General features: G+C 62.0%; 23 protein-coding genes. 5 read left to right on the forward strand and 18 right to left on the reverse strand.

Annotation, left to right across the window (positions count from 1 at the left end; translation table 11 throughout):
* Positions 1-143: 143 nt before the first annotated feature.
* The 6 genes from guaD to uraH form a co-directional block, all read right to left on the reverse strand.
* A complete protein-coding gene (guaD, locus tag LSG43_RS10650; protein WP_231803897.1) occupies positions 144-1,466 on the reverse strand; it encodes a guanine deaminase in 1,323 nt (440 codons plus the stop codon).
* Complete coding sequence (locus LSG43_RS10655) at positions 1,463-2,692, reverse strand: urate hydroxylase PuuD (RefSeq protein ID WP_231803899.1); 1,230 nt, start codon at positions 2,690-2,692, stop codon at positions 1,463-1,465. Before LSG43_RS10655 ends, guaD begins: the two co-directional genes overlap by 4 nt.
* 229 nt (positions 2,693-2,921) lie before the next feature.
* Positions 2,922-3,743, reverse strand: coding sequence for a xanthine dehydrogenase accessory protein XdhC (xdhC, locus tag LSG43_RS10660; protein WP_231803901.1), 822 nt, complete (start codon positions 3,741-3,743; stop codon positions 2,922-2,924).
* On the reverse strand, positions 3,740-6,079 hold the full coding sequence (gene xdhB / locus LSG43_RS10665; RefSeq protein ID WP_231803903.1) for a xanthine dehydrogenase molybdopterin binding subunit: 2,340 nt from the start codon (positions 6,077-6,079) through the stop codon (positions 3,740-3,742). Before xdhB ends, xdhC begins: the two co-directional genes overlap by 4 nt.
* Complete coding sequence (gene xdhA / locus LSG43_RS10670) at positions 6,079-7,548, reverse strand: xanthine dehydrogenase small subunit (RefSeq protein ID WP_231803905.1); 1,470 nt, start codon at positions 7,546-7,548, stop codon at positions 6,079-6,081. The genes xdhB and xdhA overlap by 1 nt, the downstream gene beginning before the upstream one ends.
* Before the next feature lie 3 nt (positions 7,549-7,551).
* Positions 7,552-7,902 (reverse strand): hydroxyisourate hydrolase, encoded by a 351-nt coding sequence (gene uraH, locus LSG43_RS10675; protein WP_231803907.1) that lies wholly within the window; start codon positions 7,900-7,902, stop codon positions 7,552-7,554.
* Between the two features lie 149 nt (positions 7,903-8,051).
* On the opposite strand from uraH, the gene puuE reads away from it, so the two are divergent.
* Positions 8,052-9,476 carry an allantoinase PuuE gene (gene puuE / locus LSG43_RS10680; protein ID WP_231803910.1) on the forward strand — a complete coding sequence of 475 codons (1,425 nt, stop codon included), beginning with the start codon at positions 8,052-8,054 and terminating at the stop codon, positions 9,474-9,476.
* Positions 9,477-9,488: 12 nt separating this feature from the next.
* Here the strand turns inward: puuE and LSG43_RS10685 are convergent, their stop codons facing one another.
* From LSG43_RS10685 to LSG43_RS10695, 3 genes are read right to left on the reverse strand one after another with little or no spacing between them, the layout of a single operon-like run.
* Entirely contained in the window at positions 9,489-9,875 is a 387-nt protein-coding gene (locus LSG43_RS10685) for a YybH family protein (RefSeq protein ID WP_231803912.1), read from the reverse strand.
* Positions 9,876-9,889: 14 nt separating this feature from the next.
* Complete coding sequence (locus LSG43_RS10690; protein WP_231803914.1) at positions 9,890-10,351, reverse strand: SRPBCC family protein; 462 nt, start codon at positions 10,349-10,351, stop codon at positions 9,890-9,892.
* A gap of 48 nt (positions 10,352-10,399) precedes the next feature.
* On the reverse strand, positions 10,400-10,840 hold the full coding sequence (locus tag LSG43_RS10695; protein ID WP_231803916.1) for an SRPBCC family protein: 441 nt from the start codon (positions 10,838-10,840) through the stop codon (positions 10,400-10,402).
* 49 nt (positions 10,841-10,889) lie between these two features.
* Between LSG43_RS10695 and LSG43_RS10700 the strand changes: the two genes are divergently transcribed.
* From LSG43_RS10700 to LSG43_RS10710, 3 genes are all read left to right on the forward strand, one after another.
* Positions 10,890-11,213 carry an ArsR/SmtB family transcription factor gene (locus tag LSG43_RS10700; RefSeq protein WP_231803918.1) on the forward strand — a complete coding sequence of 108 codons (324 nt, stop codon included), beginning with the start codon at positions 10,890-10,892 and terminating at the stop codon, positions 11,211-11,213.
* Positions 11,214-11,682: 469 nt separating this feature from the next.
* Positions 11,683-12,513, forward strand: coding sequence for a bifunctional allantoicase/(S)-ureidoglycine aminohydrolase (locus LSG43_RS10705; protein WP_231803920.1), 831 nt, complete (start codon positions 11,683-11,685; stop codon positions 12,511-12,513).
* A complete protein-coding gene (locus tag LSG43_RS10710; RefSeq protein WP_231803922.1) occupies positions 12,510-13,010 on the forward strand; it encodes an ureidoglycolate lyase in 501 nt (166 codons plus the stop codon). The genes LSG43_RS10705 and LSG43_RS10710 overlap by 4 nt, the downstream gene beginning before the upstream one ends.
* Here LSG43_RS10710 and LSG43_RS10715 read toward each other — a convergent pair.
* The 3 genes from LSG43_RS10715 to LSG43_RS10725 all read right to left on the reverse strand — a co-directional run bounded on the left by LSG43_RS10715 (position 13,007) and on the right by LSG43_RS10725 (position 15,378).
* Positions 13,007-13,792, reverse strand: coding sequence for a molybdopterin-binding protein (locus tag LSG43_RS10715; protein ID WP_231803924.1), 786 nt, complete (start codon positions 13,790-13,792; stop codon positions 13,007-13,009). The two genes, LSG43_RS10710 and LSG43_RS10715, sit on opposite strands and share 4 nt — an antisense overlap.
* Entirely contained in the window at positions 13,789-14,646 is an 858-nt protein-coding gene (locus LSG43_RS10720; protein ID WP_231803926.1) for a cytochrome b/b6 domain-containing protein, read from the reverse strand. The genes LSG43_RS10715 and LSG43_RS10720 overlap by 4 nt, the downstream gene beginning before the upstream one ends.
* A 90-nt stretch (positions 14,647-14,736) precedes the next feature.
* Positions 14,737-15,378, reverse strand: coding sequence for a ThuA domain-containing protein (locus LSG43_RS10725; RefSeq protein ID WP_231803928.1), 642 nt, complete (start codon positions 15,376-15,378; stop codon positions 14,737-14,739).
* Positions 15,379-15,644: 266 nt separating this feature from the next.
* On the opposite strand from LSG43_RS10725, the gene LSG43_RS10730 reads away from it, so the two are divergent.
* On the forward strand, positions 15,645-17,267 hold the full coding sequence (locus LSG43_RS10730) for a bifunctional metallophosphatase/5'-nucleotidase (RefSeq protein WP_231803930.1): 1,623 nt from the start codon (positions 15,645-15,647) through the stop codon (positions 17,265-17,267).
* 54 nt (positions 17,268-17,321) lie between these two features.
* On the opposite strand, the gene LSG43_RS10735 is transcribed toward LSG43_RS10730, so the two are convergent.
* The 6 genes from LSG43_RS10735 to LSG43_RS10760 all read right to left on the reverse strand — a co-directional run bounded on the left by LSG43_RS10735 (position 17,322) and on the right by LSG43_RS10760 (position 23,153).
* Positions 17,322-18,416: a Gfo/Idh/MocA family protein gene (locus LSG43_RS10735; RefSeq protein WP_231803932.1), complete on the reverse strand. Its 1,095-nt coding sequence runs from the start codon at positions 18,414-18,416 to the stop codon at positions 17,322-17,324.
* Positions 18,417-18,464: 48 nt separating this feature from the next.
* Entirely contained in the window at positions 18,465-19,250 is a 786-nt protein-coding gene (locus LSG43_RS10740; RefSeq protein ID WP_231803934.1) for a ThuA domain-containing protein, read from the reverse strand.
* A gap of 276 nt (positions 19,251-19,526) precedes the next feature.
* Positions 19,527-20,519 (reverse strand): ABC transporter substrate-binding protein, encoded by a 993-nt coding sequence (locus LSG43_RS10745; RefSeq protein ID WP_231803936.1) that lies wholly within the window; start codon positions 20,517-20,519, stop codon positions 19,527-19,529.
* A gap of 84 nt (positions 20,520-20,603) precedes the next feature.
* Complete coding sequence (locus LSG43_RS10750) at positions 20,604-21,479, reverse strand: ABC transporter permease (protein WP_231803938.1); 876 nt, start codon at positions 21,477-21,479, stop codon at positions 20,604-20,606.
* A complete protein-coding gene (locus tag LSG43_RS10755; RefSeq protein WP_231803940.1) occupies positions 21,476-22,357 on the reverse strand; it encodes an ABC transporter permease in 882 nt (293 codons plus the stop codon). Before LSG43_RS10755 ends, LSG43_RS10750 begins: the two co-directional genes overlap by 4 nt.
* 4 nt (positions 22,358-22,361) lie before the next feature.
* Entirely contained in the window at positions 22,362-23,153 is a 792-nt protein-coding gene (locus LSG43_RS10760; protein WP_231803942.1) for an ABC transporter ATP-binding protein, read from the reverse strand.
* Positions 23,154-23,188: the final 35 nt, after the last annotated feature.

Raw genomic sequence — 23,188 nt, forward strand, 5'->3', positions numbered from 1 at the left:
GTTTCGCAAAAGACTTCCACGATGCGGAAATCCGTTCACCCTTTGCGCCACCATCCCACACCATCAAGGGCGGGACCGTGCCGTGCCCATTGCGTGGCAGCGCATCGCGGCCGGCACCGGGGATCCCCCTTTTTGGGGAGGGTTTAGGGGTGGGGGTAGTCGGCAGAAAGCCCCGCTTTCGCCGCCTCCCCAGCCACATATGTCTCCGCCACCACCCGATCATCCCCACACGTCTGGAGCAGAAACAGTTCCTCGCCCAACGTGTCCACATGCTCCATCTTGAGCGCCATATGCGGCACCGCCCGCGCGTCGAGCACGACGATATCGGCATCCGCCCCGGCCTCCAGCGTCCCGATCGAATGCTCGAGCGACAGCGCCCGGGCATTCCCCAGCGTCATCATATAAAAGCTCTCGAGCGGCGACATGCGCTGCCCCCGCAATTGCAGCACCTTGTAGCCCTCATCGAGCGTCCGCAGCATCGAATAGCTCGTCCCGCCGCCGATATCTGTCGCGACCGCGATCCGCACATTCCCGTCCTTCATCCGCTGCCGGTCGAAAAGCCCAGAACCGATAAAGAGGTTCGATGTCGGACAGAACACCGCCACCGACCCGGTCTCGTACATGAGCTCGATCTCGCGATCCTGCATATGGATGCAGTGCCCTAAAAGCGTCTTCGGCCCCAGGAGCCCGTAGTGCTCATAGACCCCGACGTAATCCGGCAGGTTCGGGAACAACTCCTTGGCAAAGGCAATCTCGCCAAGGCTCTCGTTCACATGCGTCTGGATATACGCATCGGGGAAAAGCCGCGCCAAATCCTGGCACATCTCGAGCTGTTCGGGCGTTGAGGTGAGCGCAAACCGCGGCGTGATCGCCACGTTGAGCCTCCCCACCCCGTTCCACGTTTCCATCAACCGCCTGGTATCGTCATACCCCGATTGCGGCGTATCGAGCAGCCCTTCAGGCGCATTGCGGTCCATCATCACCTTGCCGGCGATCATGCGCAGATTGCGCTTGTCCGCCTCGGCGAAAAACGCCTCCGCCGATTGCGGATGCACCGTGCAGTAAACCGCCGCCGTCGTGGTTCCGTACCGGATCAACTCATCGAAAAATGCCGAAGCGATCCGCGCCGCATGCGCCGCGTCGGCAAAGCGCTGCTCTTCGACAAAGGTGTAGGTGTTGAGCCACTCGAGCAGGTCTTTGGCATACGACCCCACCACCTGCATCTGCGGATAATGGATATGCGTATCGATGAACCCCGGCATGATCAGTTTGGGCCGATGATCGACCACCTCCGCCTTGGGCAAAGCCAGCTTCAACGCTTCGTTGAATTCCCCCACCGCGACGACCTTCCCGCCATCGACAGCCACCGCGCCATCCTCGAAATACCGGTAGGCAGAATTGTCGTCCGCCCCCTGCGGCTCGTCGACAAAGGTCAGCACGCGCCCGCGCAGGATCTTCGCACTCACAGCAATCCCTCGCCCGCGACCGACTGATACCAGACCACCACCAGATTGCGCTCCTCGTCGGTCATCATCGAAACATTCCCCGGCGGCATCGCGTGGCTGCGCCCGGCCTGAATGTAGATCTCCCGCGCCCGTGCCGCGATCTGCTCGGGTGTTTCCAGCATCACATTCTTGGGCGCCTCATGAACACCCTCCCAGAAGGGCTGCGCCGCATGGCACATCGCGCACCGCCCCTGAACGACGTTCGAGACCTCGGCAAAATGCGCATCCTCCATGAAGACCTGCGCGCTCTCGCTTGGCTGACTCATATCGCCCCCGATCTTGGGGCCCGATGAGAGCCACATGATCCCGATAAACAGAATAGCCGCCAGCCCCCAGGTCCAGTGCGCATGCTTGCCGGTCGCATGAAACGTATTGAAATAGTGCCGGATCAGCACACCGATCAAAAAGATCAGCCCCGCAATTACCCAGTTATATTCCGTCGCGAACGCGAGCGGATAATGGTTCGAGAGCATGAAAAACAGAACGGGCAGTGTCAGGTAGTTGTTGTGCACCGACCGCTGCTTGGACTGCGCCCCGAGCGCCGGGTCCGGCGTCTCCCCAGCCTTCAAACTCGCGACGATCGTCTTCTGGTTGGGAATGATGATGAAAAACACGTTCGCCGACATGATCGTCGCGGTGAACGCCCCCATATGCAGCATTGCCGCGCGGCCCGTGAAAACCTGCGTATACTCCCACGCCATCGCGACGAGAATGCCGAACAGCACCACCATCAGCCCGTTCTGGCTTTTGCCCAGCGGCGATCTGCAGAGCGCGTCGTAAACGAGCCACCCCACCGCGAGCGAGCCCGCGGAAAGCCCGATCGCCCCCCACACCGGCAGATCCATCACCGACCGGTCGATCAGGAACAAATCCGCCCCCGCGTAATAGACGATGGCAAGCATCGCGAACCCGGTCAGCCAGGTCGTATAGCTCTCCCATTTGAACCAGATCAGGTGCTCGGGCAGGTTGGGCGGTGCCACCACATATTTGTTGATGTGATAAAACCCGCCCCCATGCACCTGCCATTCCTCGCCAAGCACGCCCTTGGGCAGGTCGCCGCCCTTGCGCAATCCGAGATCGAGCGCAATGAAATAAAACGAAGAACCGATCCAGGCGATCCCCACGATCACATGCGTCCAGCGCACGGCAAACGCCAGCCATTCCCAGAAGATCGCAAAGTCTGTCATTAGTGATATTGCCTCAAAATCAATGAATGCCCCTCGGCTTACCCCCACCCCTAACCCCTCCCCACAAGGGGGAGGGGGATTACTCTGTGCTCGCTTCTTGGCAGGACTCGGAAACAGGCACTGCTAGGTCCCCTCCCCCTTGTGGGGAGGGGTTAGGGGTGGGGGTATTCGGCGAAAGCCGAAGTTACAGCGACAACGCCGCCCCTGCGATGAGAGAATAAACACCCCCTCACCCATCGCCACCGCCATGATACCGTGCAATCGCCCGCACAACCTCCGCCGCCGTCAACGCCGCGATCACCTCCGGCCGCTTGTCGTTCACATCGCTGCCGCCAATCGGCATCACCAGCCCCTCGGCCAGCCCCGGCGCCACGCCCATATCGGCGAGCCAGCTCTTGAACGTCGCGCGCTTGGTCTTCGACCCGATCATCCCGACATAGGCCGTGTTCCGCTCCAGCGCCTCCCTGGCGATCAGGAAATCGAGCCCGTGATCGTGCGTCAAGATAACGAACGCGCTCCCCTCCGGCGCCTCGCGCACCAGCGCTTCCTGCACCGGCACGTGCCGCGCCTCGACGCCTACCGGCGCACCCTGGATTTCCACCGCCCGGTTATCCACCAGAAGCGTACGATAGGGCAGCGGCGTCAGCGCCCGTGCCAGCGCCTTGCCCACATGCCCCGCCCCGAAAACATATACATGCGGTCGCAGCGCATAATCGGCCTCCGCCCGCGCCCGCAAATCCTGCGCAATCGGCGCATCGATGGTCTGCAGTGATATCTCGACCCGCCCGCCGCAACACTGCCCGATCTCCGGCCCCAGCGGCAGGTCGATCACGTCCGCTGGCATGCCCTCCTTGATCATGGCCCGCGCCCGGTCGATAGCCCGGAATTCAAGCTGCCCGCCGCCGATGGTGCCCAACAACCCCGTCGCCGTCACCACCATCCACGTCCCCGCCTCGCGCGGGGTCGAGCCCTGCGTGCGGGTCACCTCGACCAGCACGGCAACATCCGCCGCATCCAGAAACGCCCGCACCTGTTGCGGCGCCGGACTCATTGCCCCGCTGCCGCGCGCTTGAGCCGTTCGATGGTCATCAGCACCCTCTCAGGCGTCGCCGGCGCATCCATGCGCGGAGGAATTCTGTAGTCCGCGACACTGGCCGCAGCCATCGACAACGCCTCGAGCACAGAGATCGCCAGCATGAATGGCGGCTCGCCCACCGCCTTGGATCGCCTGATTGTCGGAGCCTTGTTCACCGACCATTCCGCCAACCGAACATTGAAGACCTTCGGCACATCCGAAGCGAGCGGGATCTTGTAGGTCGAAGGCGCATGGGTGCGTAATTGCCCCTTGTCGTCCCACCACAATTCCTCGGTCGTGAGCCACCCCATGCCCTGGATAAATCCGCCCTCGATTTGTCCGATATCGATGGCCGGATTGAGCGACTTGCCCACATCGTGAAGGATATCCACCCGCTCGACCATATATTCGCCCGTCAGCGTATCGACGACGACCTCCGAGCACGCCGCGCCATAGGCGAAGTAGAAGAACGGCTTCCCTTTCCCCGCCGCGCGATCCCAATGGATATCCGGTGTCTTGTAGAACCCTGCCGCTGAAAGCTGCACGCGCCCCAGATACGCCTGGTTGATGAACTCGGCCCAGTCGATCCGCTGGTTGCCGACGAGCACGCAATTGGGCTCGAACACCACCGCATCCTCGGGCACGCCATATTTCTCGGCCGCGAATTTGACCAACCGTTCCTTGATCTGCCCCGCCGCATTGGCCGCCGCCATCCCGTTGAGGTCCGATCCCGAGGACGCCGCGGTTGCCGAGGTATTGGGCACCTTCCCCGTCGTCGTTGCGGTGATCTTCACCTTGCTAAGGTCGATCTGGAATTCATCGGCCAGGACCTGGGCCACTTTGACGTAAACGCCCTGCCCCATCTCCGTGCCGCCATGGTTGAGGTGCACCGATCCGTCCTTGTAAATGTGCACCAGGGCCCCGGCCTGGTTGAACGCGGTCATGGTGAAGCTGATGCCGAACTTGACCGGAGTGAGCGCAATCCCGCGCTTCAAGACCGTCGACGTCCGGTTGGACGCAACGATCTCTTCCCGCCGCTTGCGGTAGTCCGACGACGCCTCCAGTTCCTCCACCACCCGGCCGACGATATTGTCCTCGACCGTCTGGTAATACGGCGTCACATCCCGCCCGGTCTCGCCATAGAAGTTCGCCTTGCGCACGTCGAGCGGGTCCATCCCCAGCGTATAGGCGATATCCTCGATCCAGCGCTCGCACCCCACCATCCCCTGCGGCCCGCCGAACCCGCGAAACGCGGTATTGGACACCGTATTGGTCCTGAGCGGTTCCGATTTCAGATGCACGTTGGGATAGTAATAGGCGTTGTCCGCATGAAACAGCGCCCGGTCCGTCACCGGCCCCGAAAGGTCCGCCGAATACCCGCACCGCGCCGCATAAACCGCATCGACCGCTGATATCCGGCCCGCATCGTCGAACCCGACCTCGTAGTCTACGACGAAATCGTGCCGCTTCCCCGTAGCGATCATGTCGTCATCGCGGTCGGGCCTGATCTTCACCGTCCGCCCGAACGCCTTGGCCGCAATTGCCGCCACGCAGGCAAAGATATTTCCCTGCGTCTCCTTGCCGCCGAACCCGCCGCCCATCCGCCGCACGATCACATTGACCGCGTTCGAGGGCACCCCCAGCGCATGCCCCACCATGTGCTGGATTTCGCTCGGATGCTGCGTCGAGGAATAGACCGTCACCTCGTCGTCCTCCCCCGGCGTCGCCATGGCAATCTGCCCCTCGAGGTAGAAATGGTCCTGCCCGCCAATGGTCATCGAGCCCTTCACCCGATGCCGCGCCGAAGCGAGTGCCCCCGGCACATCTCCTCGCCGCATCGTCATGCCCTCGGTGACAACCCGGCCGCCGGAAGCCCGCGCCGCCGCGACGTCCACATCGAACGGCTCCTCGGCATACTCCACCTTGGCAAGATGCGCCGCCCGCCGCGCCGCTTCCCGCGTCTCGGCAACCACGGCAAAGAGCGGCTGCCCATTAAAAACGCTCCGCCCCTCGGCAAGGATCGGCTCATCGTCCTTATGGTTGGGGCTGATATCGTTGACCCCCGGCACATCCGCCGCCGTCAGCACGCCCACGACCCCCGGCGCAGCCCGCACCGCATCGAGGTCCATCGCCGTAATCGCCCCGTTGGCACAGGTCGAAAGCCCCAGATACGCATGGAGCGTCCCGGCCGGCTCGACGATATCGTCGATATATTCCGCCGTACCCGCCACATGCTTGTGCCCGGAATCATGCCGCTGTGCGACGTGCACGCCCCCGGAAATCGGTTTACGCTCGTCAGAAAGCGCACTCATCACGCTACCTCATGCCGGATAATACGCATGCCAGGCTCGCCGCTCGTCTCAAGAAAGAACCGCCGCAACAAATTCCGCCCCGCGAGCATCCGGTATTCCGCGCTCGCGCGCCAGTCCGTCAACGGTGTAAAATCCTCGCCAAATACCGGCAGCACCGCCTCGATGCTCCCCATCGTCCACGGCCGGCCCACAAGCGCGGCTTCGACCGCCTTCGCCCGCATCGGCGTCCCGGCCATCCCGCCATAGGCAATCACCACCTCGGCAACGATCCCCTCGACCACCCGCACCCGGAACGCCCCGAGCGTCGCGGTGATATCCTCATCCCGCCGCTTGGTGACCTTATAGGCCGCGAACATCTCATCCGCCCCCGGTCGTGGTACGCGAATGCTCTCGACAAACTCGCCCGGCGCCCGATCCTGCTTGCCATAGGCAATAAAGAAATCCTCGAGCTTGATCTCCCGCCGCGCATCTCCCTTGCGCAGCACGATCGTCGCCCCCAGTGCGATCAATGGCGGCGGCGTATCGCCGATCGGCGACCCATTGGCGATATTGCCCCCCAGCGTCCCCATATTGCGCACCTGCGCCCCGCCGATCCGCTCCCAGAGCTCCTGCAATTGCGGCACGTGCTCGGCGATGACCTTGAACGCTTGCGAATAGCTCACCCCGGCGCCGAAGGTAATCGCATCAGAGCCGACGTCGATATTCTGCAATGCCGTCAATTGTCCGATAAACACCACCGGCGCGATCTCGCGCATGAACTTGGTGACCCACAGCCCCACATCGGTCGCCCCCGCGACAATCGTCGCCTCGGGCCGCTCCTCGAGGACGCTCGCGAGATCGTCCACCGATGCCGGCACGATCAAATCCCCGCGCGCCGACGAAACCACCACCCGCTGCCCATCCCTGAGCGCCTCGAGCCGTGCGGTAATCTCCGCCCGCTCGCGATTGAGCGCATCCTCGACCACCGCGCCATAATTCGAAACCGCCTGCGCTGCCCGCACGATGGGCGCATATCCCGTGCACCGGCACAAATTCCCCTGCAGCGCTCGCTCGATCTCAGCAACACTGGGCGTCGGGGTCTCCAGCCACAGCCCGTAAAGCGACATCACGATCCCCGGCGTACAGAACCCGCACTGGCTCCCATGATAATCGACCATCGCCTGCTGCACCGGATGCAGACCGCCATCGGCACCCCGCAAATGCTCGACCGTCACCACATGCGTCCCGTCGAGCGATCCGACGAACCGGATGCACGCATTCACGCCCTCATAGGCCAGCGTTCCGTCCGCCCCGAGCCGCCCCACGAGGACCGTGCACGCCCCGCAGTCGCCTTCCGCACACCCTTCCTTGGTGCCCCGCAACACGCGGTCGAGCCGCAGAAAATCCAGCAGCGTCCGGTCGGGCGCCACATCGGAGAGCTCCACCAGCCGGTCATTGAGGTAAAACCGTATCGCGTCGCGAACCGTCATCGCTCAGCTCCCGCGATAGGTTGAATAGCCAAAGGGCGAAACCAGCAACGGCACATGATAGTGCGCCTCCGGGTCCGAAACGACGAACCGTACCGGCACCACATCGAGAAACGCCGCCGGCGTCCCGTCGAGCCCAGAAAAATAGTCCCCTACGTGAAACCGCAGCTCGTAAGCCCCGGCCTCAAGCGCCGCACCCTCGAGCAACGGCCCGTCGCACCGCCCGTCCGCATTGGTCCGCACCGTCCGGATCGGATCCCCGTTGCCTGAGAGGAGCTCTATCGTCATATCCCGAGCCGGATGCCCATTGGCCGTATCCAAGACATGCGTAGTCAACCGTCCTGCGCTCATGGCCATCCCTTCGCCGCAAATCAAACCTTCCGACTATCAACCCAAAAACTGACAGTTGAAAGAGGGCGCATGCCAATTTTTTACCACATGGTCCATTTTTTGGCGTTAAGCTGCCGCCACCTCCCTGCCCTCCCATACAGAAGGCCCTGATTCCCATGCGCTATCCCCGCGACTTCCTCGGCTACGGTCCCAACCCGCCCCACGCCAACTGGCCCGGCGGCGCAAATATCGCGGTGCAGTTCGTGCTCAACTACGAAGAAGGCGGGGAAAACAACATCCTCCACGGCGACGCGGCCTCCGAAGCCTTCCTCGCGGACGTCGTCGGCGCCGCACCCTGGCCCGGCCAGCGGCACTGGAACATCGAATCCATGTACGAGTATGGCGGCCGCGCCGGCTTCTGGCGGCTCCATCGGCTCTTCACCGAGCGCAATCTCCCGGTCACCGTCTACGGCGTCGCCACCGCCCTGATGCGCGCGCCCGAGCAGGTCAAGGCCATGCTCGACGCGGACTGGGAAATCGCGTCCCACGGATACAAATGGGTCGAGCACAAGGACATGCCCGAAGACGCGGAGCGTAACCAGATCGCCGAAGCGATCCGCCTCCACACCGTCGCCACTGGCGCCCGCCCCAAAGGCTGGTACACGGGCCGCTGCTCGCTCAACACCGTCGACCTCGTCTCCGAGGAAGGCGGCTTTGCCTATATCTCCGACACCTATGACGACGACCTGCCCTATTGGCGCGTCCACAACGGCAAGCCCCAGCTCATCATCCCCTACACCCTCTCGGCCAACGACATGCGCTTCGTCACCGCCTCGGGCTTTGCGAACGGGGAGGACTATTTCCAGTTCCTCAAAGACAGCTTCGACTGCCTTTACGCCGAAGGCGAAGCTGGCGCCCCCAGAATGATGACGATCGGCCTCCATTGCCGCCTCGCCGGCCAGCCGGGCCGCTTCCAGGGTCTCAAGAAGTTCGTCGATTACATCTCCGGCTTCGACAAGGTCTGGGTCCCCACCCGCCTCGCCATCGCCGAACACTGGGCCGAGCATCACCCCTACAAGACACCGGAACTCCAGCCTTCAAAGATGAACCGAGAGACGTTCATCGCCACATTTGGCGGGGTCTTTGAACATTCCCCCTGGATCGCCGAACGCGCCTTCGAGGGTGAATTGAGCCCCGGCAACGATACCGCCACCGGCATCCATTTCGCCCTCCAATGCCAATTCCGCATGGCCACCGAAGCCGAACGCCTCGACGTCCTCAAAGCCCACCCCGACCTCGCGGGCAAGCTCGCCGCCGCCAGGCGCCTGACCGAAGCCTCAACCGCCGAGCAGGCCTCCGCCGGCCTCGACGCCCTGACTGATGCCGAACGCGAAACCTTCACCGCGCTCAACACGGCCTATGTCGAAAAATTCGGCTTCCCTTTCATCATCGCCGTCCGCGACAACACCAAGTCTTCGATCCTCGAAGCGTTCAAGGCGCGGCTCGAAAATACCCGGGAAGCCGAGTTCGAAACGGCCTGCCGCCAGGTCGAACGCATCGCCGAACTGCGGATCAGGGTGCTTTTCGGAGAGCAACCCTAATCCCCGAGCCTCTCAGATCTGGTCTGCCGTGACCAGATTGGCGTCCCGCGCCAACCGCCATTGCCCGTTGTCCTTGCGAAAGAGCGTCAGCGTATACCCCGAGCGCGACATGGGCTCGCCATCGCCGAGGCGCATGGTGAGCGCAATCTTGTTGCGCGTGAACGCCCAATCGCCTAGCACCTTCAACTCGAGGATCTCGTTCGTCCCCTCAATCGACATCTTCGTGTCATTGCTAAGTGAGAGTGCCGCAAACGTATCCTTGCCGAACGGCTCCTGACCGACGACGGTAAAAACGGCATCGTCCGCCATCAGGTCCAGCACACCCGCGGCGTCCCCGGCCTTGGTGGCCTCCATCCACTTTTGAACGACCGCGCGGATTTGCGCCTCGTCGGTCTCCATGTCGTCACCTCCGCTCAATCCTCGGCATATGTCTCTTCAATCGCCCTGAGCATACCGGCCCAGGCTTTTTTTGTGCTCTCGATATATTCGGCGTATTTCGCGTCCATCTCGTGCGCCAGCGTCGCCCGGCATCCAGCCCCGTCCGGTTCGAGCCTGATACGGACGACTGATGTGGCGTCCCGTTCCTCGTCCTCGTCGATGAAGAAGGTGAAATCCAGCCGGGAGGGGCGCTCGAACGTCAGATAGGTTCCCCAGCAGGGACCTTCTTCTCCGTCCGCAACGTCGACGAACCGATAGGCGCCACCTTCCTGCGGCTCGACCTCGACGACCGTCACCTCACTGTCCCGTCCGATATTCTCATTGTTGCGCTGGAGCCAGCGTCGAATTTTCGCTGGGTTCACCCAGGCATCGAAAACGGCCCCGGGGGTCATGGTCGGAAAACGACGCTCGACCGCGGCGGTCACAAGCTCGGTCATCGGTCTCTCCTTTGTGTAACCCAGGCACGAAATGCCTCCCGGATCACCTCACTTGTAAAACCCCTCTCGCAGATTGATGCCATGCTCGAGATAGACCTTCATCGCGCACAACATCCCGGTCCATCCCTCACAATTGCCATAGGACGCCTTGAGACCCTCCGCGCTCTCGCGCCAGCCTTCCTCGGTGATCGTGACGAGCGTGCGACCGTCGTCCAAACCCTCGAACCCCATGGTGACCGTCGTCTGCTTCCCCTCGTCCGCATCCCAGGTCAAAACGATCCTCTTGTCCTTTTCGACCTCAACCACATGGACGGGGAACGCGCCCGGAAAGTCGTGAAAATCCCATGTCACCGTCGCGCCGGTCTCCAGCCGTCCTTTGGCCCCGCCGGTCGTGAAGTATCCAGAAAGTTCCTTGGGGTCGGCGACCGCCTCGAACACCTCGTGCACGGGCTTCGAAATCCGCCCCGATACCGTGAATTTGAGTTCCATCTGAGCAATCCTTCTTGTCGATACGCGCATTATGTTATAAAAATATAACATGTCAATCACCGATGATTCGGACAGGATTTTCAAGGCGTTGGCGGATCATCGTCGCCGCGCCATACTGGACGCGTTGCGGGACGAACCCAAAACCACTGGCGCCCTGTGCGAGATGTTCCCGCAGATCGACCGCACCACGGTCCTTCAGCACATGCGCGTCCTCGAAGCGGCCGGTCTCATCATCCCAGAACGCCGCGGCCGCGAGCGCTGGAACCACTTGAACGCCATGCCGATCAAGGAGATTCACGACCGCTGGATTGGTGACTACGCCCAAAACGCCGTGAGTCTGATCTCACGGCTCAAGACGAACCTTGAGGAATAGGCCCCGATTCCGAGGCTTCTCAAGCACTCGGAAGAAACTTATCTCCCTTCCCGAAGCCTCGCATATTCTCTCTCCCACGGACCCGCTTATATGGGCGCAGGCGCAACGAACGTTTGGGCGGGACCGGTCCGGGTCCGATGGGAGTCGTCCCAGCGGAGGCCCAAACGTCACCAGAGCCGGTCGTCGCGCTGCGACGGCGTACTGGCGAAAGCCAGCGGGGATTGACCCCAGCCTGTAAGATGGGCGGACAAGCCAAAAACCCCGGATGTATGCGGCGAGGCGGGCCTCGCTCTAGATCTACTCAGTATGAGGCATCGTCTCGCCGCATACCGTCCACACTCGATGAACCTGAAGGCATTCGCCGGAGGGCATGTTGTCATGTCCGCCAAAATGTGACCGCCTGTTCCGGCCCGCGCCGTTCTGCGCTATCAAGAACGCGGCACCAACACCGACAAAGACAAAAGAGCAAATGGCCGAACGCACCTACGCCACTCCACCCGGCGGTCTCCCGCCCCAGTCGCAGCTCCTCACCGGTCGAGCCGTCTTCACCGAGGCCTATGCCGTCATCCCCAAGGGCGTGATGACCGGCATTGTCACGAGCTATCTCCCCTATTGGGACGAGACGCAGCTCTGGATCATCTCCCGCCCCCTTTCGGGTTTCGCCGAGACCTTTTCGCAATACATCATGGAAGTCGCGCCCGGCGGCGGCAGTGACAATCCCGAGCCCGATCCCGAAGCCGAAGGCGTCCTCTTCATGACCGAGGGCGCCATGACGCTGACCCTCGCGGGCACGCCCCACGAAATGACCGCAGGCGGCTACGCCTATATCCCCTCTGGAACGGCGTGGACCCTCCGCAACACCGGCAACGCCCCCGCCAAATTCCACTGGATCCGCAAGGCCTACGAGGCCGTCGACGAAATCGACAAGCCCGAGCCTTTCGTCGCCAGCGAGGCCGACATCGCCCCCATCCCGATGCCCGATACCGACGGCGCCTGGGCCACCACCCGTTTCGTTGATCCCGCCGACATCCGGCATGACATGCACGTCAACATCGTCACCATTGAGCCCGGCGCCGTCATCCCCTTCGCAGAGACCCATGTAATGGAGCACGGGCTCTACGTTCTTGAGGGCAAGGCCGTCTACCGTCTCAATCAGGACTGGGTGGAAGTCGAGGCCGGCGATTATATGTGGCTCCGCGCTTTCTGCCCGCAGGCCTGCTACGCGGGTGGCCCCGGGCCCTTCCGCTACCTCCTTTATAAAGACGTCAACCGCCACGCCAGGCTGCGGATCGGCCAATGAGCGGCGACCGTACGGTATTGATCGAGCCGCTCACCAAGACCGGCTTCGCCCCCTTCGGCCAGGTCCTCACCACCGAAGGTGCCCACCACTACCCGATCAATAACGGGATGACCGAGCGCTATCACGACCTCGCTAACGTGGCGCTCGCGGGCGAAAACGCCCGCCCGCTCATCTCGATCTTCCGCGGTCGGCCCTATGCTCTGCCCTTGACCCTCGAAATGGTCGAGCGCCACCCGTTGGGCTCGCAGGCTTTCATGCCGCTCAGCCCCCGCCCCTTCCTCGCCATCGTCGCCCCTGATGCCGACGGCACCCCGGCCCAACCGCGCGCCTTCCTCGTCCCCTCAGGCATCGGCGTCAATATCGGCATCAATGTCTGGCATGGCGTGCTGACAGCGCTGGAAGCACAGAGCGACTTCCTCGTCGTCGACCGCGGCGGCGACGGCAATAACCTCGAGGAGCATTTTTTCGAACGGCCGTATACGGTCAGAATGTCCTAAATCCCGGCATACCACTCATACCCGCGGTCTTCCCAATACCCGCCATTCCCGCCATGGAGCCGGGCAAAGTTATCCACCACCTCGATCCTGCGGATATACTTGGCCATCTTGTAGCCGAGCTGGCGCTCGATCCGCACGCGTAGCGGCGCACCGTTGGCCACCGGCAGGGCTTCCTCGTTAAGCCCATAGGCAAGGATGGTCTGAGGATGCCGCGCATCGAGCATATCGATACTCTCGTAATACGGCCCGCGGCTGAATCCGCCCCCGAGACTGTCGAAACAGTGAAACACGCAATACCGCGCGTTCGCCTGCACACCGACTTCATCGAGAATGTGTGCCAACGGCACGCCGGTCCATTTGGCGATACAGCTCCACCCCTCGACGCAATCGTGCCGCGTGATCTGCGTCCGCGAGGGCATATTGCGCAGTTCGGCCAGCGAATACCGCGCCGGCGCCGCGACAAGCCCATCCACCACCAGCGCATAATCGGCAAAATCATTCGCCTTGAGCGCCAGATAGTCCTCGGAGTTGGGGTCCGTCGACCCATTCGGCCGTTGCCCCTGCCGGATCTCGCTTTCCGAGAACTCCTTGGCCAGCGCCTCGCGGCCGAGCAGCGCCCGCTGAACGCCCATCGTCAGTTCGTTGGCGCCGATCATGAAGTCGCGCACCGGATGGCCCCCGCGCAGCACGGCGTCGAACTGATCGCAACCCGAAAGCGCCACCCCGGCGATCCCCGCCGCCGAAGTGGTCAGGAACTTGCGGCGCGAAACAAGACGGCTCATGAGCGGTCCTCCTTTCCCGGATCGACGCGATACCACCCGGTGATCATCGAACGCAGCTCGTTGATGGGGCCGGCCAGCACGACCATGACAATATGAACGATGAAGAACAGAACCAGCACCAGCATGGCGGTGAAATGGATCGTCCGCGCCGTCTGCCGTCCGCCGAACACTTCGATAAGCCATGGCCAGGCTGTGTTCATGCCCGGCGACATGGACAGCCCGGTCAGGATGATCGCTGGAAAGACGATGAAGAAGATAAACGCGTAAGCCAGCTTCTGGAGCGCATTATACCCTTTGTGATGACGGAACCGGAACCGCGCGTGCTCGGCGGCATCCGCCGGCAGCGCTTTGAGATCGGCCCCCTTGGGTACGATATCGCGCCGCAAATGCCCGTTGAAAAAACTCGCGACCGCCCAGACAAAGAGCACGCCCACCAATATCCACGCAAAGAAGAAATGCACGACGCGCCCCGTGGCGAGGTCGCGGTAGGACGGAATGGTCAGCCAGCTCGGAAAGCCCCGGAACTCCGGATTGGCCTCGGTCCCCGAATACCCAAACACCCCCGAGGTATCGATCCTGTTGCCAAGGACCGTCGTATAGCCGGCGTATCCACCTTCGGGGCGTCGCTCGGCGTGCATCGAAAGCACGGAGTTGTCGTATTCGAACCCCGATTCCTGCCCGATATAGAGCGTCGGGTGCGCGTTGAAGATTTGCAGCCCGGAAAACAGCAGGAAGAACAGGCAGATGACCCACACCCAATGGGTCACGCGCGTCCAGATCGACTGGCGGTAGACCAGCGGCCCCTTCGTGCGGTGCGGCTGGGTATCGTCGCGTTCCCCGGTCGTCGCGCTCATCCGCAGCAGTTCTCCCTTTTGTCCGGAACCTACGGTCACCATTTCGCGGGAGTTTCAGAAATTGTTACAGACCGGGCAACGCCGTTCACGTCATCGTGCGGCCCAGTTCAACCCGCGCCGGAGGATCGTCGCCATTTCCGGCACTTCGAATTCCGCTGCAACATGGCCCAGCGCCGAATAAAAGACCTTGCCCTCGCCGTGCCGGCGTTTCCAGGCCACGGGCATCACCGTGCCCTTGAGCCAGGGCGCGTGCGTGCCATCGAACGTCGTCGTCGCCAACACCTCGTTGCCCGGATCGACGTGCATGAAATACTGCTCGGAGCGATAATCGAAACTGCCAATCCCTGCCATGATCGGGTCGTCCGGCGCCGTCACGTCGACGCGATAGTCGATGATGTCCCCCGGATGTGCGACCCACTGCCCGCCCACCATGAAATGATAGGCGATCTGATCCCGGAACGAGTCTCCCATCCCGCCGTGAAATCCGCCAAGCCCGACACCACCCTCGACGGCAGCACACAAATTGCTGAGCTCGGCCTTCTCGATCTTTGCCTGCGTGATGACCGGCACGATGAGCGAAAGGTCCGCGAGCCCTGCATCGGCGAAAGCTGCCGTGCCCTCGACGACCTCGACTGCGAAACCGTCTTCCTTGAGCATCCCCGCAACAGTCTCGGCGCACTGCTTGGGTTCATGCCCTTCCCAACCGCCCCAGGCGATCAATGCCTCACGCATAATGTGATTCCTCCCTCAATTTCGCCCGCAACCTGCACCGGCAAAGCGTTTGTGACAAGGCGTCGGAAACACATGACAAATCCGTCACAAATTGACCGCATGGTCAAAATATATGCTTTTCGCCCTTCCCATTCTGCTGTTTACTTCAGCCAAGTGCATTGTGGTTTTCAACAGCGGGGCGCTTCGCGTCCGGCTGTAATCCAAGCGTCGCAAATGCATGGAATAGAAGGCTCCGTATGCCTTTCATAACAAAGGGAACAAGGGACATGAAACATCTGCTGCTGGGCGCCTCCGCGCTGGCGCTGACCCTGGGCACGGCGGGCACCGCCGCCGCCCAGTCCGAGGGCGAGTTCACGCTCAACATCCTGCACATCAACGACCTGCATTCGCGCATCGAGTCGATCAACGCGTTCGATTCCACCTGCGGCACTGAAGATGAGGAGGCCGGCGAGTGCTTCGGCGGCATCGCGCGCGTCAAAACCGCGATCGACACGCGCCGTGACGCGCTGACCGAAGCTGGCGAAAACGTCATCGTACTGGACGCCGGCGACCAGTATCAGGGCTCGCTTTTCTATACGACCTATAAGGGTGACGAAGTCGTCGAGTTCATGAACATGATCGGCTTCGACGCCATGGCCGTGGGCAACCACGAATTCGACGATGGGCCCGAAGGCCTCGCCGTCCTGCTCGACGGGCTAGACTTCCCGATCATCTCGGGCAACACCGATGTAACCGAAGACGCAACGCTGGCGGGGCGACTCCCGGGCGCGGTCGTTCTCGAAGTCGGCGGCGAAAAGATCGGCATCGTATCGGTGCTCGCCGAAGACACCGCTGAAACCTCATCCCCCGGCGCTGGCGTGCGCTTTATCCAGGCCGAAGACTACCTGATGGGTGCCGTTCAGGGCCTCGAAGCTGCTGGCATCAACAAGATCATCGCTCTGACTCACATGGGCGTCACGCGCGACATCGACATCGCGTCGGCGGTCCCAGGGATCGACGTCATCGTGGGCGGACACTCGCACACGCTGTTCTCGAACACCGAGGAAGCGGAGTACTCCTATCCCTTCATGGTAGAGAACCCCGCAGGCGTCGAGGTTCCCATCGTTCAGGCCTACGCCTATTCGAAATATCTCGGTGAACTCTCCGTAACGTTCGACGCTGATGGCAATGTCGTCTCCGCCGAAGGCGATCCGCTGTTGCTCGACGCGTCCATCGAACCCGATGCCGATGCTGCCGCACGCGTTACCGAGCTCAAGGCTCCCATCGAAGAATTAATGCAGCAGGTCGTCGGCACGGCCACCGATGAAATCGACGGCAGCCGCGAAACCTGCCGCATCGAGGAGTGCGAAATGGGCAACCTCGTTGCCGACGCCATCCTCGACCGAGTTGCCGATCAGGGCGTCCAGCTTGTGATCCAGAACGGCGGCGGCCTGCGTGCTTCGATCGACGCTGGCGAGATCACCATGGGCGAAGTCATCACCGTTCTGCCCTTCCAGAACACACTGGCAACCTTCGAGCTCGATGGCGCGGGCATCCGCGAGGCGCTCGAAAACGGCGTCAGCGACTGGGAGAACGGCGCTGGCCGCTTCCCACAGGTCGCGGGCATTCGCTACACTTGGGAGCGTGACGCCGCCGTCGGTGAGCGCATTGTCTCGGTGGACGTGATGCAGGACGGCGAGTGGATGCCGCTTGAAGACGATACCGTCTATAAGGTGGCTACCAACAACTACATGCGCAACGGCGGCGACGGCTACGCCATGTTCGCAGGCGACGATAAGAACGCCTACGACTTTGGCCCGGGCCTCGAAATCGTCCTCGCCGACTACATCGCCGAACTCGGCGGCGAGTACACCCCCTACCTCGACGGCCGTATTTCCGAAGTCGAGTAGGTCGGGTCCTCCCAACAAAGCAAAGGCGCGCTCGGCAGAGCGCGTCTTTTTCGCTTAGACCGAGCGCAGCGACGCGGCCCGATCGGCGCCCCGGTCGTCACTCAGGCTCACCGTTACCTCGCGCCGGTCGGCATCAGAAACCATCCCCAGATCGAGAACGCGCTGAAGGTTGGCCGCGTGACGGAACGTCGGCTTCTGCGCTACGCCCGTATTCACCGCCTCAACGAACCGGTGGTAATTCGTCGGCACCGGCTCCACCGCAACGTCCTCCCAGCGCGCCTGGTCGATCCCGTCCCCGATACACGCGCGCAGCGTCGTACCCTCGAAGCCGTGATGAATCTCGAGCCCGCCCTTGTCGCCATAGACGCGAAGGCGCAAGGCGTTGTGGTATCCGGGCGCCCACCGCGTCGCATGCACGACCCCCAGCGCTCCGTTCTCGAACTCGAGCGACATGGTGAAGCTGTCGTTCGCATCAAGGACATAGTCCCCGATCCGCCCGTCGGGGACCTTGTCGAACGCCTTCAACCGGCAGAACGCCTTCTCCACTGCCGAGCCGATCCCGTACCACGCGAAGTCGAGGATATGGATACCGATATCCCCCAACGTCCCGTTCGACCCGTGCCGCGTGGAAAGCCGCCACAGCCAGGTCGGATCGGTTCGCCAGTCGCCCCACGCCTTCGAGACCAGCCAGCTCTGCAAATAGCTCGCCTCCACATGCTTGACCGTACCGATCTCCCCGGCGTCCACCATGTCGCGAAACTTCTGGAGTTCGGGAATATTGCGATAGGTCAGGTTGACCATGCCGATGAGCCCCGCCGCCTCCGCGGCATCGGCCATCTCCTGCGCGTGCTCGTAATGCGTCGCCAGCGGTTTCTCGCACAAGACGTGCTTGCCTGCATTGAGCGCCTGCATTGTGGTTGCGTAGTGGAACCGGTCCGGCGTCACATTTGCAACCGCATCGAACTGCCCCCACCCGATCGCTTCCTCAAGCGAGGTGAATACATGCGTAATGCCGTATTCGGCTGCGAATGCCGTAACGCGCTCGTAGTCGACATCGACTGCCCCGACGAGCCGCACGCCGTCGATAGCCGCGAAATGTGCTGCATGGTGCGCGGCCATCTTGCCGGTACCCAGAATGACAAGCCTCATAGGCTCTCCCCAAAGTGTATGATTGAACGCCGCGCAAGGGGCCGGCTGCTACCGGAACCCTGCCTCGCCGGCCTTGTGCAGTTTCAGTCCTCGCTCCTCGATCGGCTCGATCGCCTTTTCGACAGGCACATTCGGCGCATCGTGGATGGCCGTGTACGCGGGCTGCGGGTTGTACGCCCAGTTGACCGCATTGCGCAGCACCTGCCCGACCGTCTTGTCGAAATAGGTCGGATACGTTTCGTGTCCAGGCCGGAAGTAGAAGATATTGCCAGCACCCCGGCGATAGGTCAGCCCGGAACGGAACACTTCTCCGCCCTGGAACCACGAGACGAACACCGTTTCGAGCGGTTCAGGCACCGAGAACGGCTCGCCGTACATCTCCTCGTTCTCGAGTTCAAAATAGTCGCCCACCCCCTGCGCAATCGGATGGCCGGGATTGACGACCCAAAGCCGCTCGCGTTCCCCCGCCTCGCGCCATTTGAGCGCGCACGGCGTCCCCATCAGCCGCTTGAACGGCTTGGAGAAGTGCGAGGAATGGAGCGCGATGAACCCCATTCCCTCATAAACCCGCTTCGCGACGCGTTCGACAATCTCGTCGGCCACGGCGCCATGATCCGCATGTCCCCACCAAAGAAGCACATCCGTCTTTGCCAGCTTCTCCTCGGTCAGCCCGTGCTCGGGGTCCTGCAGAACTACCGTGGACGCGGATATCCCGCTATCCTCGCGCAGCAGATCCGCAATCGCTTCATGCATGCCCTTGGGATAGAGCTGGCCTACCTCGGCATTCTTGTGTTCGTGGATGTTCTCGCCCCAAACGAGTGCATTGATCGTCATGACACACCTTTCTGTTCCTACCGGTGGTACAACAAAACCACCATCCAAAGCGCTTTGGAAGCTAAGCTTCGACCCGGCAGCGTTCTCTCCCCCTATCGCCGTCGGTTATCTGGGAAATCCGTTGAACCCCCTTTGAAGCGTGCATGGCTCCCCCGTTCAACGTTCAGACTCGCTCTATCGCGTTTCGCGTTGGATTTGGAGGGGGTAATTGAGCCCAGAACAAAAAAAGAGGCGGATTGCTCCGCCTCCTTGCAAATGCGCAACGGGTATTCCGAACTATTCGAGCGCGTCGGTGATGACCGTGGTGTAGGCGCCCTCGGGCTCCTCGGTGATCGCCGGATTGTCCGGAGACACTGCCGAAAGGAGCGTATCGACGGTCTGCTGATAGGCGTCCATATCGAGTGCCGGCCCGCCGATCATCTCGCCAACCACGCCAACCTGATAGATCTGGCTTTCAAGGCTCAGCGCGCCCGACATATCGTTGTTGATAACAATCTGTGCGGCTTCTTCGGGATTGTCGATGGCGTATTGCCAACCCCGCATCGAAGCCTCGACGAACCGCGTGATCTGGTCGACGAACTCGGGATCCTCGAGCCGGTCCTCCATCACGTAAAGCCCGTCCTCGAGCATACCTACGCCTTCGTCCGAGAAGTTGAACAGCGTGAGGCTCTCCTCGGGAATGCCCGCATCGAGGACCTGCTTGTACTCGTTGTACCGCATCACCGAAATGCAGTCCGCCTGCCCCTGGAGCAGCGGATCGGCCGAGAACGCCTGACGCAAGACCTCGACGCCGCCCTCGCTGCCGTCGGTGGCGAAGCCCAGCTTCGCCATCCATGCATAGAACGGATACTCGTTGCCAAAGAACCAGACGCCGAGCGTCTTGCCCGGGAAGTCCGCAGTGGTTTCCACTCCGCTTTCCTCCGAGCACACCATTTCTAGCGCCGTGCCCGCAAACGGCTGCGCGACGTTGACGAGCGGCACACCACGCTCGCGCGCAGCCAACCCCGCCGCCATCCAGGTCGTGATGATGTCGGCGCCGCCACCGGCGATCACCTGCTCGGGCGCAATGTCCGGCCCGCCGGGATTGATCGTAACGTCGAGACCGGCTTCCTCGTAATAGCCGAGATCCTTGGCCACCAGATATCCCGCAAACTGCCCCTGATTGACCCACTTGAGCTGGAAGGTCAGCGGATCGAGATCCTGCGCGAACGCGGGAGCCACCGAGGCCATCAGGGCGCCGACGAGCGCCGTCGAAAGAAGTGATTTCATTTTGCCGTTTCCCCTTGTTGTGCGACGCCTTGTTGAGGGTCGTCGAGTGTTGCCGCCGAAGTCGGGCAGGTTTGCCGTCCCGCCCTACCCCGTCCGTCCCGAGCGTATGGACGGATGCCAGAAGGTGACGGCCCGTTCGATAAGGGCAATCACCCCATAGAAAAGCGAGCCGGCAACCGCGGCAAGCGCGATTTCGGCCCAGACCATATCGACATTGAGCCGTCCGATGGCCGCGGATATCCGGAACCCCATTCCCACCACTGGTGTCCCGAAAAACTCGGCAACGATCGCGCCAATGAGCGCGAGCGTTGAATTGATCTTGAGGGCATTGAAGATGAACGGCCATGCCATCGGCAAGCGCAATTTGAAGAGCGTTTGCCAATACCCGGCTGCATAAGTCCGCATCAGGTCCTTTTCCATCTGCCCGGTCGCATTGAGCCCGGCAACGGTATTCACCAGCATCGGAAAAAAGGTCATGACAACGACGACGGCGGCCTTCGACTGCCAGTCGAACCCGAACCACATCACCATGATCGGCGCGATGCCCACGAGCGGCAGCGCGGAGACGAAATTGCCCACCGGCAGCAGCCCGCGCTTCAAAAAAGGCGAGCGATCGATAGCAATTGCAGTGACGAATGCCACCGAACAGCCAATTGTGTAACCAACCAGAACCGATTTCAAAAAAGTCTGCTGGAAGTCCGGCCAAAGTGGGTTGGGGATGGAGAGCAGAATCCGCTCCCAGATGACACTCGGCGGCGGTAGCAGAACCGGTGGCACGTTGAGCCCGCGCACAAGCGCTTCCCACAAGACCAAAAGCGTGACGCCGAACACGACCGGAATGATGAGGCCAATCGCCAGCCGCTGCGGCCGCCCGCGCACGGTTACGCGCACGAGAAATTCATTGAGCCCCCAAGCGGCAAACCAGAACACGAGCGCAAATAGGATCCAGCCGGTATTCATGCCCGCGCCCCCATCGCCCTCTGTGTCAGCACCTGCACGGCTCCAATCAGCATGATCAGTCCCGCCGAAAGCGCCGCCGCCATCAGAAGCGCCGCCCAGATCTGCGTCGTCTGCCCATAGTACGAGCCCGCCAGGAGCCGCGAGCCGAGCCCGCCGGCGGCACCAGTCGGCAATTCACCCACAATTGCGCCGACAAGCGAGGCCGCGACACCAACCTTCATCGACGTGAAAAGATACGGTATCGCGGATGGCCATCTGAGCTTCCAAAACACCTGGGCACCGCTCGCGTTATAGGTTCGCATCAGGTCCAGTTGCAGCGCGTCGGGGCTCCGAAAGCCTTTCACCATCCCCACGACCACGGGAAAGAACGAAAGGTAGGTCGATATCAACGCCTTGGGAATAAGCCCCGTGAGCCCCACCGAGTTGAGTACGACCACGATCATCGGCGCGATGGCAAGAATCGGTATCGTCTGGCTCGCGATGACCCACGGCATCAGCGAGCGATCCACCGCACGATTATGAACGATCAGAACCGCAAGCACGATTCCCAGCACCGTGCCGAAGAGGAACCCGAGCCCGGTCGCGGAAATCGTGATCCACGCGTGAAAAATCAGACTCCGCGGCGTCGCGGGATTGGCATTGACCACCGAATTCCAGAACTCCACCGCCACCTGATGCGGCGCAGGCAGCACCGGACGCTGCTGGGAGTAGACGTCGGCAAGGTACTGGAAAAGCCCCACGCCGGCCTGGTCCGCCCGCGCATACACCCCCTGCTGCCAGGGCGTATTGAGCAGCACGGAAAACCCGTACCAAATGACGACGATCGCCAGGACGACGGTAAGAACGGGAACAAGTCTGCCCTCTGCCAGCCGCCCCATCGCCTCAAGCCTCCTCGTAGGAATGCCCCGCCCGCAATCCCTCTCGGACACGAGCCGCGATTTCAAGAAATTCAGGCGCCTCTCGGATATCGAGCGGCCGCACTTTGGGTAGCGGGCTGTCGATCACGTCGGTCACCCGACCCGGCCGCGGGCTCATCACGACGATCTTGGTGGAGAGATAAACTGCCTCGGGGATCGAATGCGTGACAAAGCAGATGGTCTTTTCCGTCTTTGCCCAAAGGTCGAGAAGCTGCTCGTTCAAATGGTCCCGCACGATTTCGTCGAGTGCCCCAAAGGGTTCGTCCATGAGCAAAAGATCGGCATCGAATGCCAGCGCCCGCGCAATGGATGCCCGCTGCTGCATCCCGCCCGAAAGTTGCCACGGATATTTGTTCTCGAACCCGGTGAGATTGACCATATCAAGCGTTGAAGCGATCCGCCTCTGCTGCTCGCCCTTCGAATATCCCATGATCTCGAGCGGCAGCGCCACATTCCGCGCAATCGTCCGCCACGGGTAAAGCGCGGCGGCCTGAAACACATAGCCGTAGGCTCTATCCTTGCGCGCCTTATCCGGCGTCGTGCCATTGACGGTGATCGTGCCTGCAGTCGGTTGTTCGAGATCGGCGATCACCCGCAGAAACGTCGTCTTCCCGCATCCAGACGGTCCAATGAAGGAAACGAACTCGCCCCTGGTGATATCGAGATCGACATCCGAAAGCGCCTGCACAGCGCCGTCGCCGGTATCGAAAGTCAGCCCCAACCCTTTGGCCGCGACGACGCTTGTACTCTCTGTCAAATCCGTAACGCCCCTCAGCTAGCCGGATGATTTGT

It is taken from the genome of Pelagibacterium xiamenense, from assembly GCF_021166475.1.
GTDB classification, from domain to species: domain Bacteria; phylum Pseudomonadota; class Alphaproteobacteria; order Rhizobiales; family Devosiaceae; genus Pelagibacterium; species Pelagibacterium xiamenense.

Coding starts and splice junctions, on each gene's coding strand:
- LSG43_RS10655 (WP_231803899.1), bottom strand. CDS start 2,692: ATGACAGACTTTGCGATCTTCTGGGAATGGCTGGCGTTTGCCGTGCGC.
- xdhC (WP_231803901.1), bottom strand. CDS start 3,743: ATGAGTCCGGCGCCGCAACAGGTGCGGGCGTTTCTGGATGCGGCGGAT.
- xdhB (WP_231803903.1), bottom strand. CDS start 6,079: ATGAGTGCGCTTTCTGACGAGCGTAAACCGATTTCCGGGGGCGTGCAC.
- xdhA (WP_231803905.1), bottom strand. CDS start 7,548: ATGACGGTTCGCGACGCGATACGGTTTTACCTCAATGACCGGCTGGTG.
- uraH (WP_231803907.1), bottom strand. CDS start 7,902: ATGGCCATGAGCGCAGGACGGTTGACTACGCATGTCTTGGATACGGCC.
- puuE (WP_231803910.1), top strand. CDS start 8,052: ATGCGCTATCCCCGCGACTTCCTCGGCTACGGTCCCAACCCGCCCCAC.
- LSG43_RS10685 (WP_231803912.1), bottom strand. CDS start 9,875: ATGGAGACCGACGAGGCGCAAATCCGCGCGGTCGTTCAAAAGTGGATG.
- LSG43_RS10690 (WP_231803914.1), bottom strand. CDS start 10,351: ATGACCGAGCTTGTGACCGCCGCGGTCGAGCGTCGTTTTCCGACCATG.
- LSG43_RS10695 (WP_231803916.1), bottom strand. CDS start 10,840: ATGGAACTCAAATTCACGGTATCGGGGCGGATTTCGAAGCCCGTGCAC.
- LSG43_RS10700 (WP_231803918.1), top strand. CDS start 10,890: ATGTCAATCACCGATGATTCGGACAGGATTTTCAAGGCGTTGGCGGAT.
- LSG43_RS10705 (WP_231803920.1), top strand. CDS start 11,683: ATGGCCGAACGCACCTACGCCACTCCACCCGGCGGTCTCCCGCCCCAG.
- LSG43_RS10710 (WP_231803922.1), top strand. CDS start 12,510: ATGAGCGGCGACCGTACGGTATTGATCGAGCCGCTCACCAAGACCGGC.
- LSG43_RS10715 (WP_231803924.1), bottom strand. CDS start 13,792: ATGAGCCGTCTTGTTTCGCGCCGCAAGTTCCTGACCACTTCGGCGGCG.
- LSG43_RS10720 (WP_231803926.1), bottom strand. CDS start 14,646: ATGAGCGCGACGACCGGGGAACGCGACGATACCCAGCCGCACCGCACG.
- LSG43_RS10725 (WP_231803928.1), bottom strand. CDS start 15,378: ATGCGTGAGGCATTGATCGCCTGGGGCGGTTGGGAAGGGCATGAACCC.
- LSG43_RS10730 (WP_231803930.1), top strand. CDS start 15,645: ATGAAACATCTGCTGCTGGGCGCCTCCGCGCTGGCGCTGACCCTGGGC.
- LSG43_RS10735 (WP_231803932.1), bottom strand. CDS start 18,416: ATGAGGCTTGTCATTCTGGGTACCGGCAAGATGGCCGCGCACCATGCA.
- LSG43_RS10740 (WP_231803934.1), bottom strand. CDS start 19,250: ATGACGATCAATGCACTCGTTTGGGGCGAGAACATCCACGAACACAAG.
- LSG43_RS10745 (WP_231803936.1), bottom strand. CDS start 20,519: ATGAAATCACTTCTTTCGACGGCGCTCGTCGGCGCCCTGATGGCCTCG.
- LSG43_RS10750 (WP_231803938.1), bottom strand. CDS start 21,479: ATGAATACCGGCTGGATCCTATTTGCGCTCGTGTTCTGGTTTGCCGCT.
- LSG43_RS10755 (WP_231803940.1), bottom strand. CDS start 22,357: ATGGGGCGGCTGGCAGAGGGCAGACTTGTTCCCGTTCTTACCGTCGTC.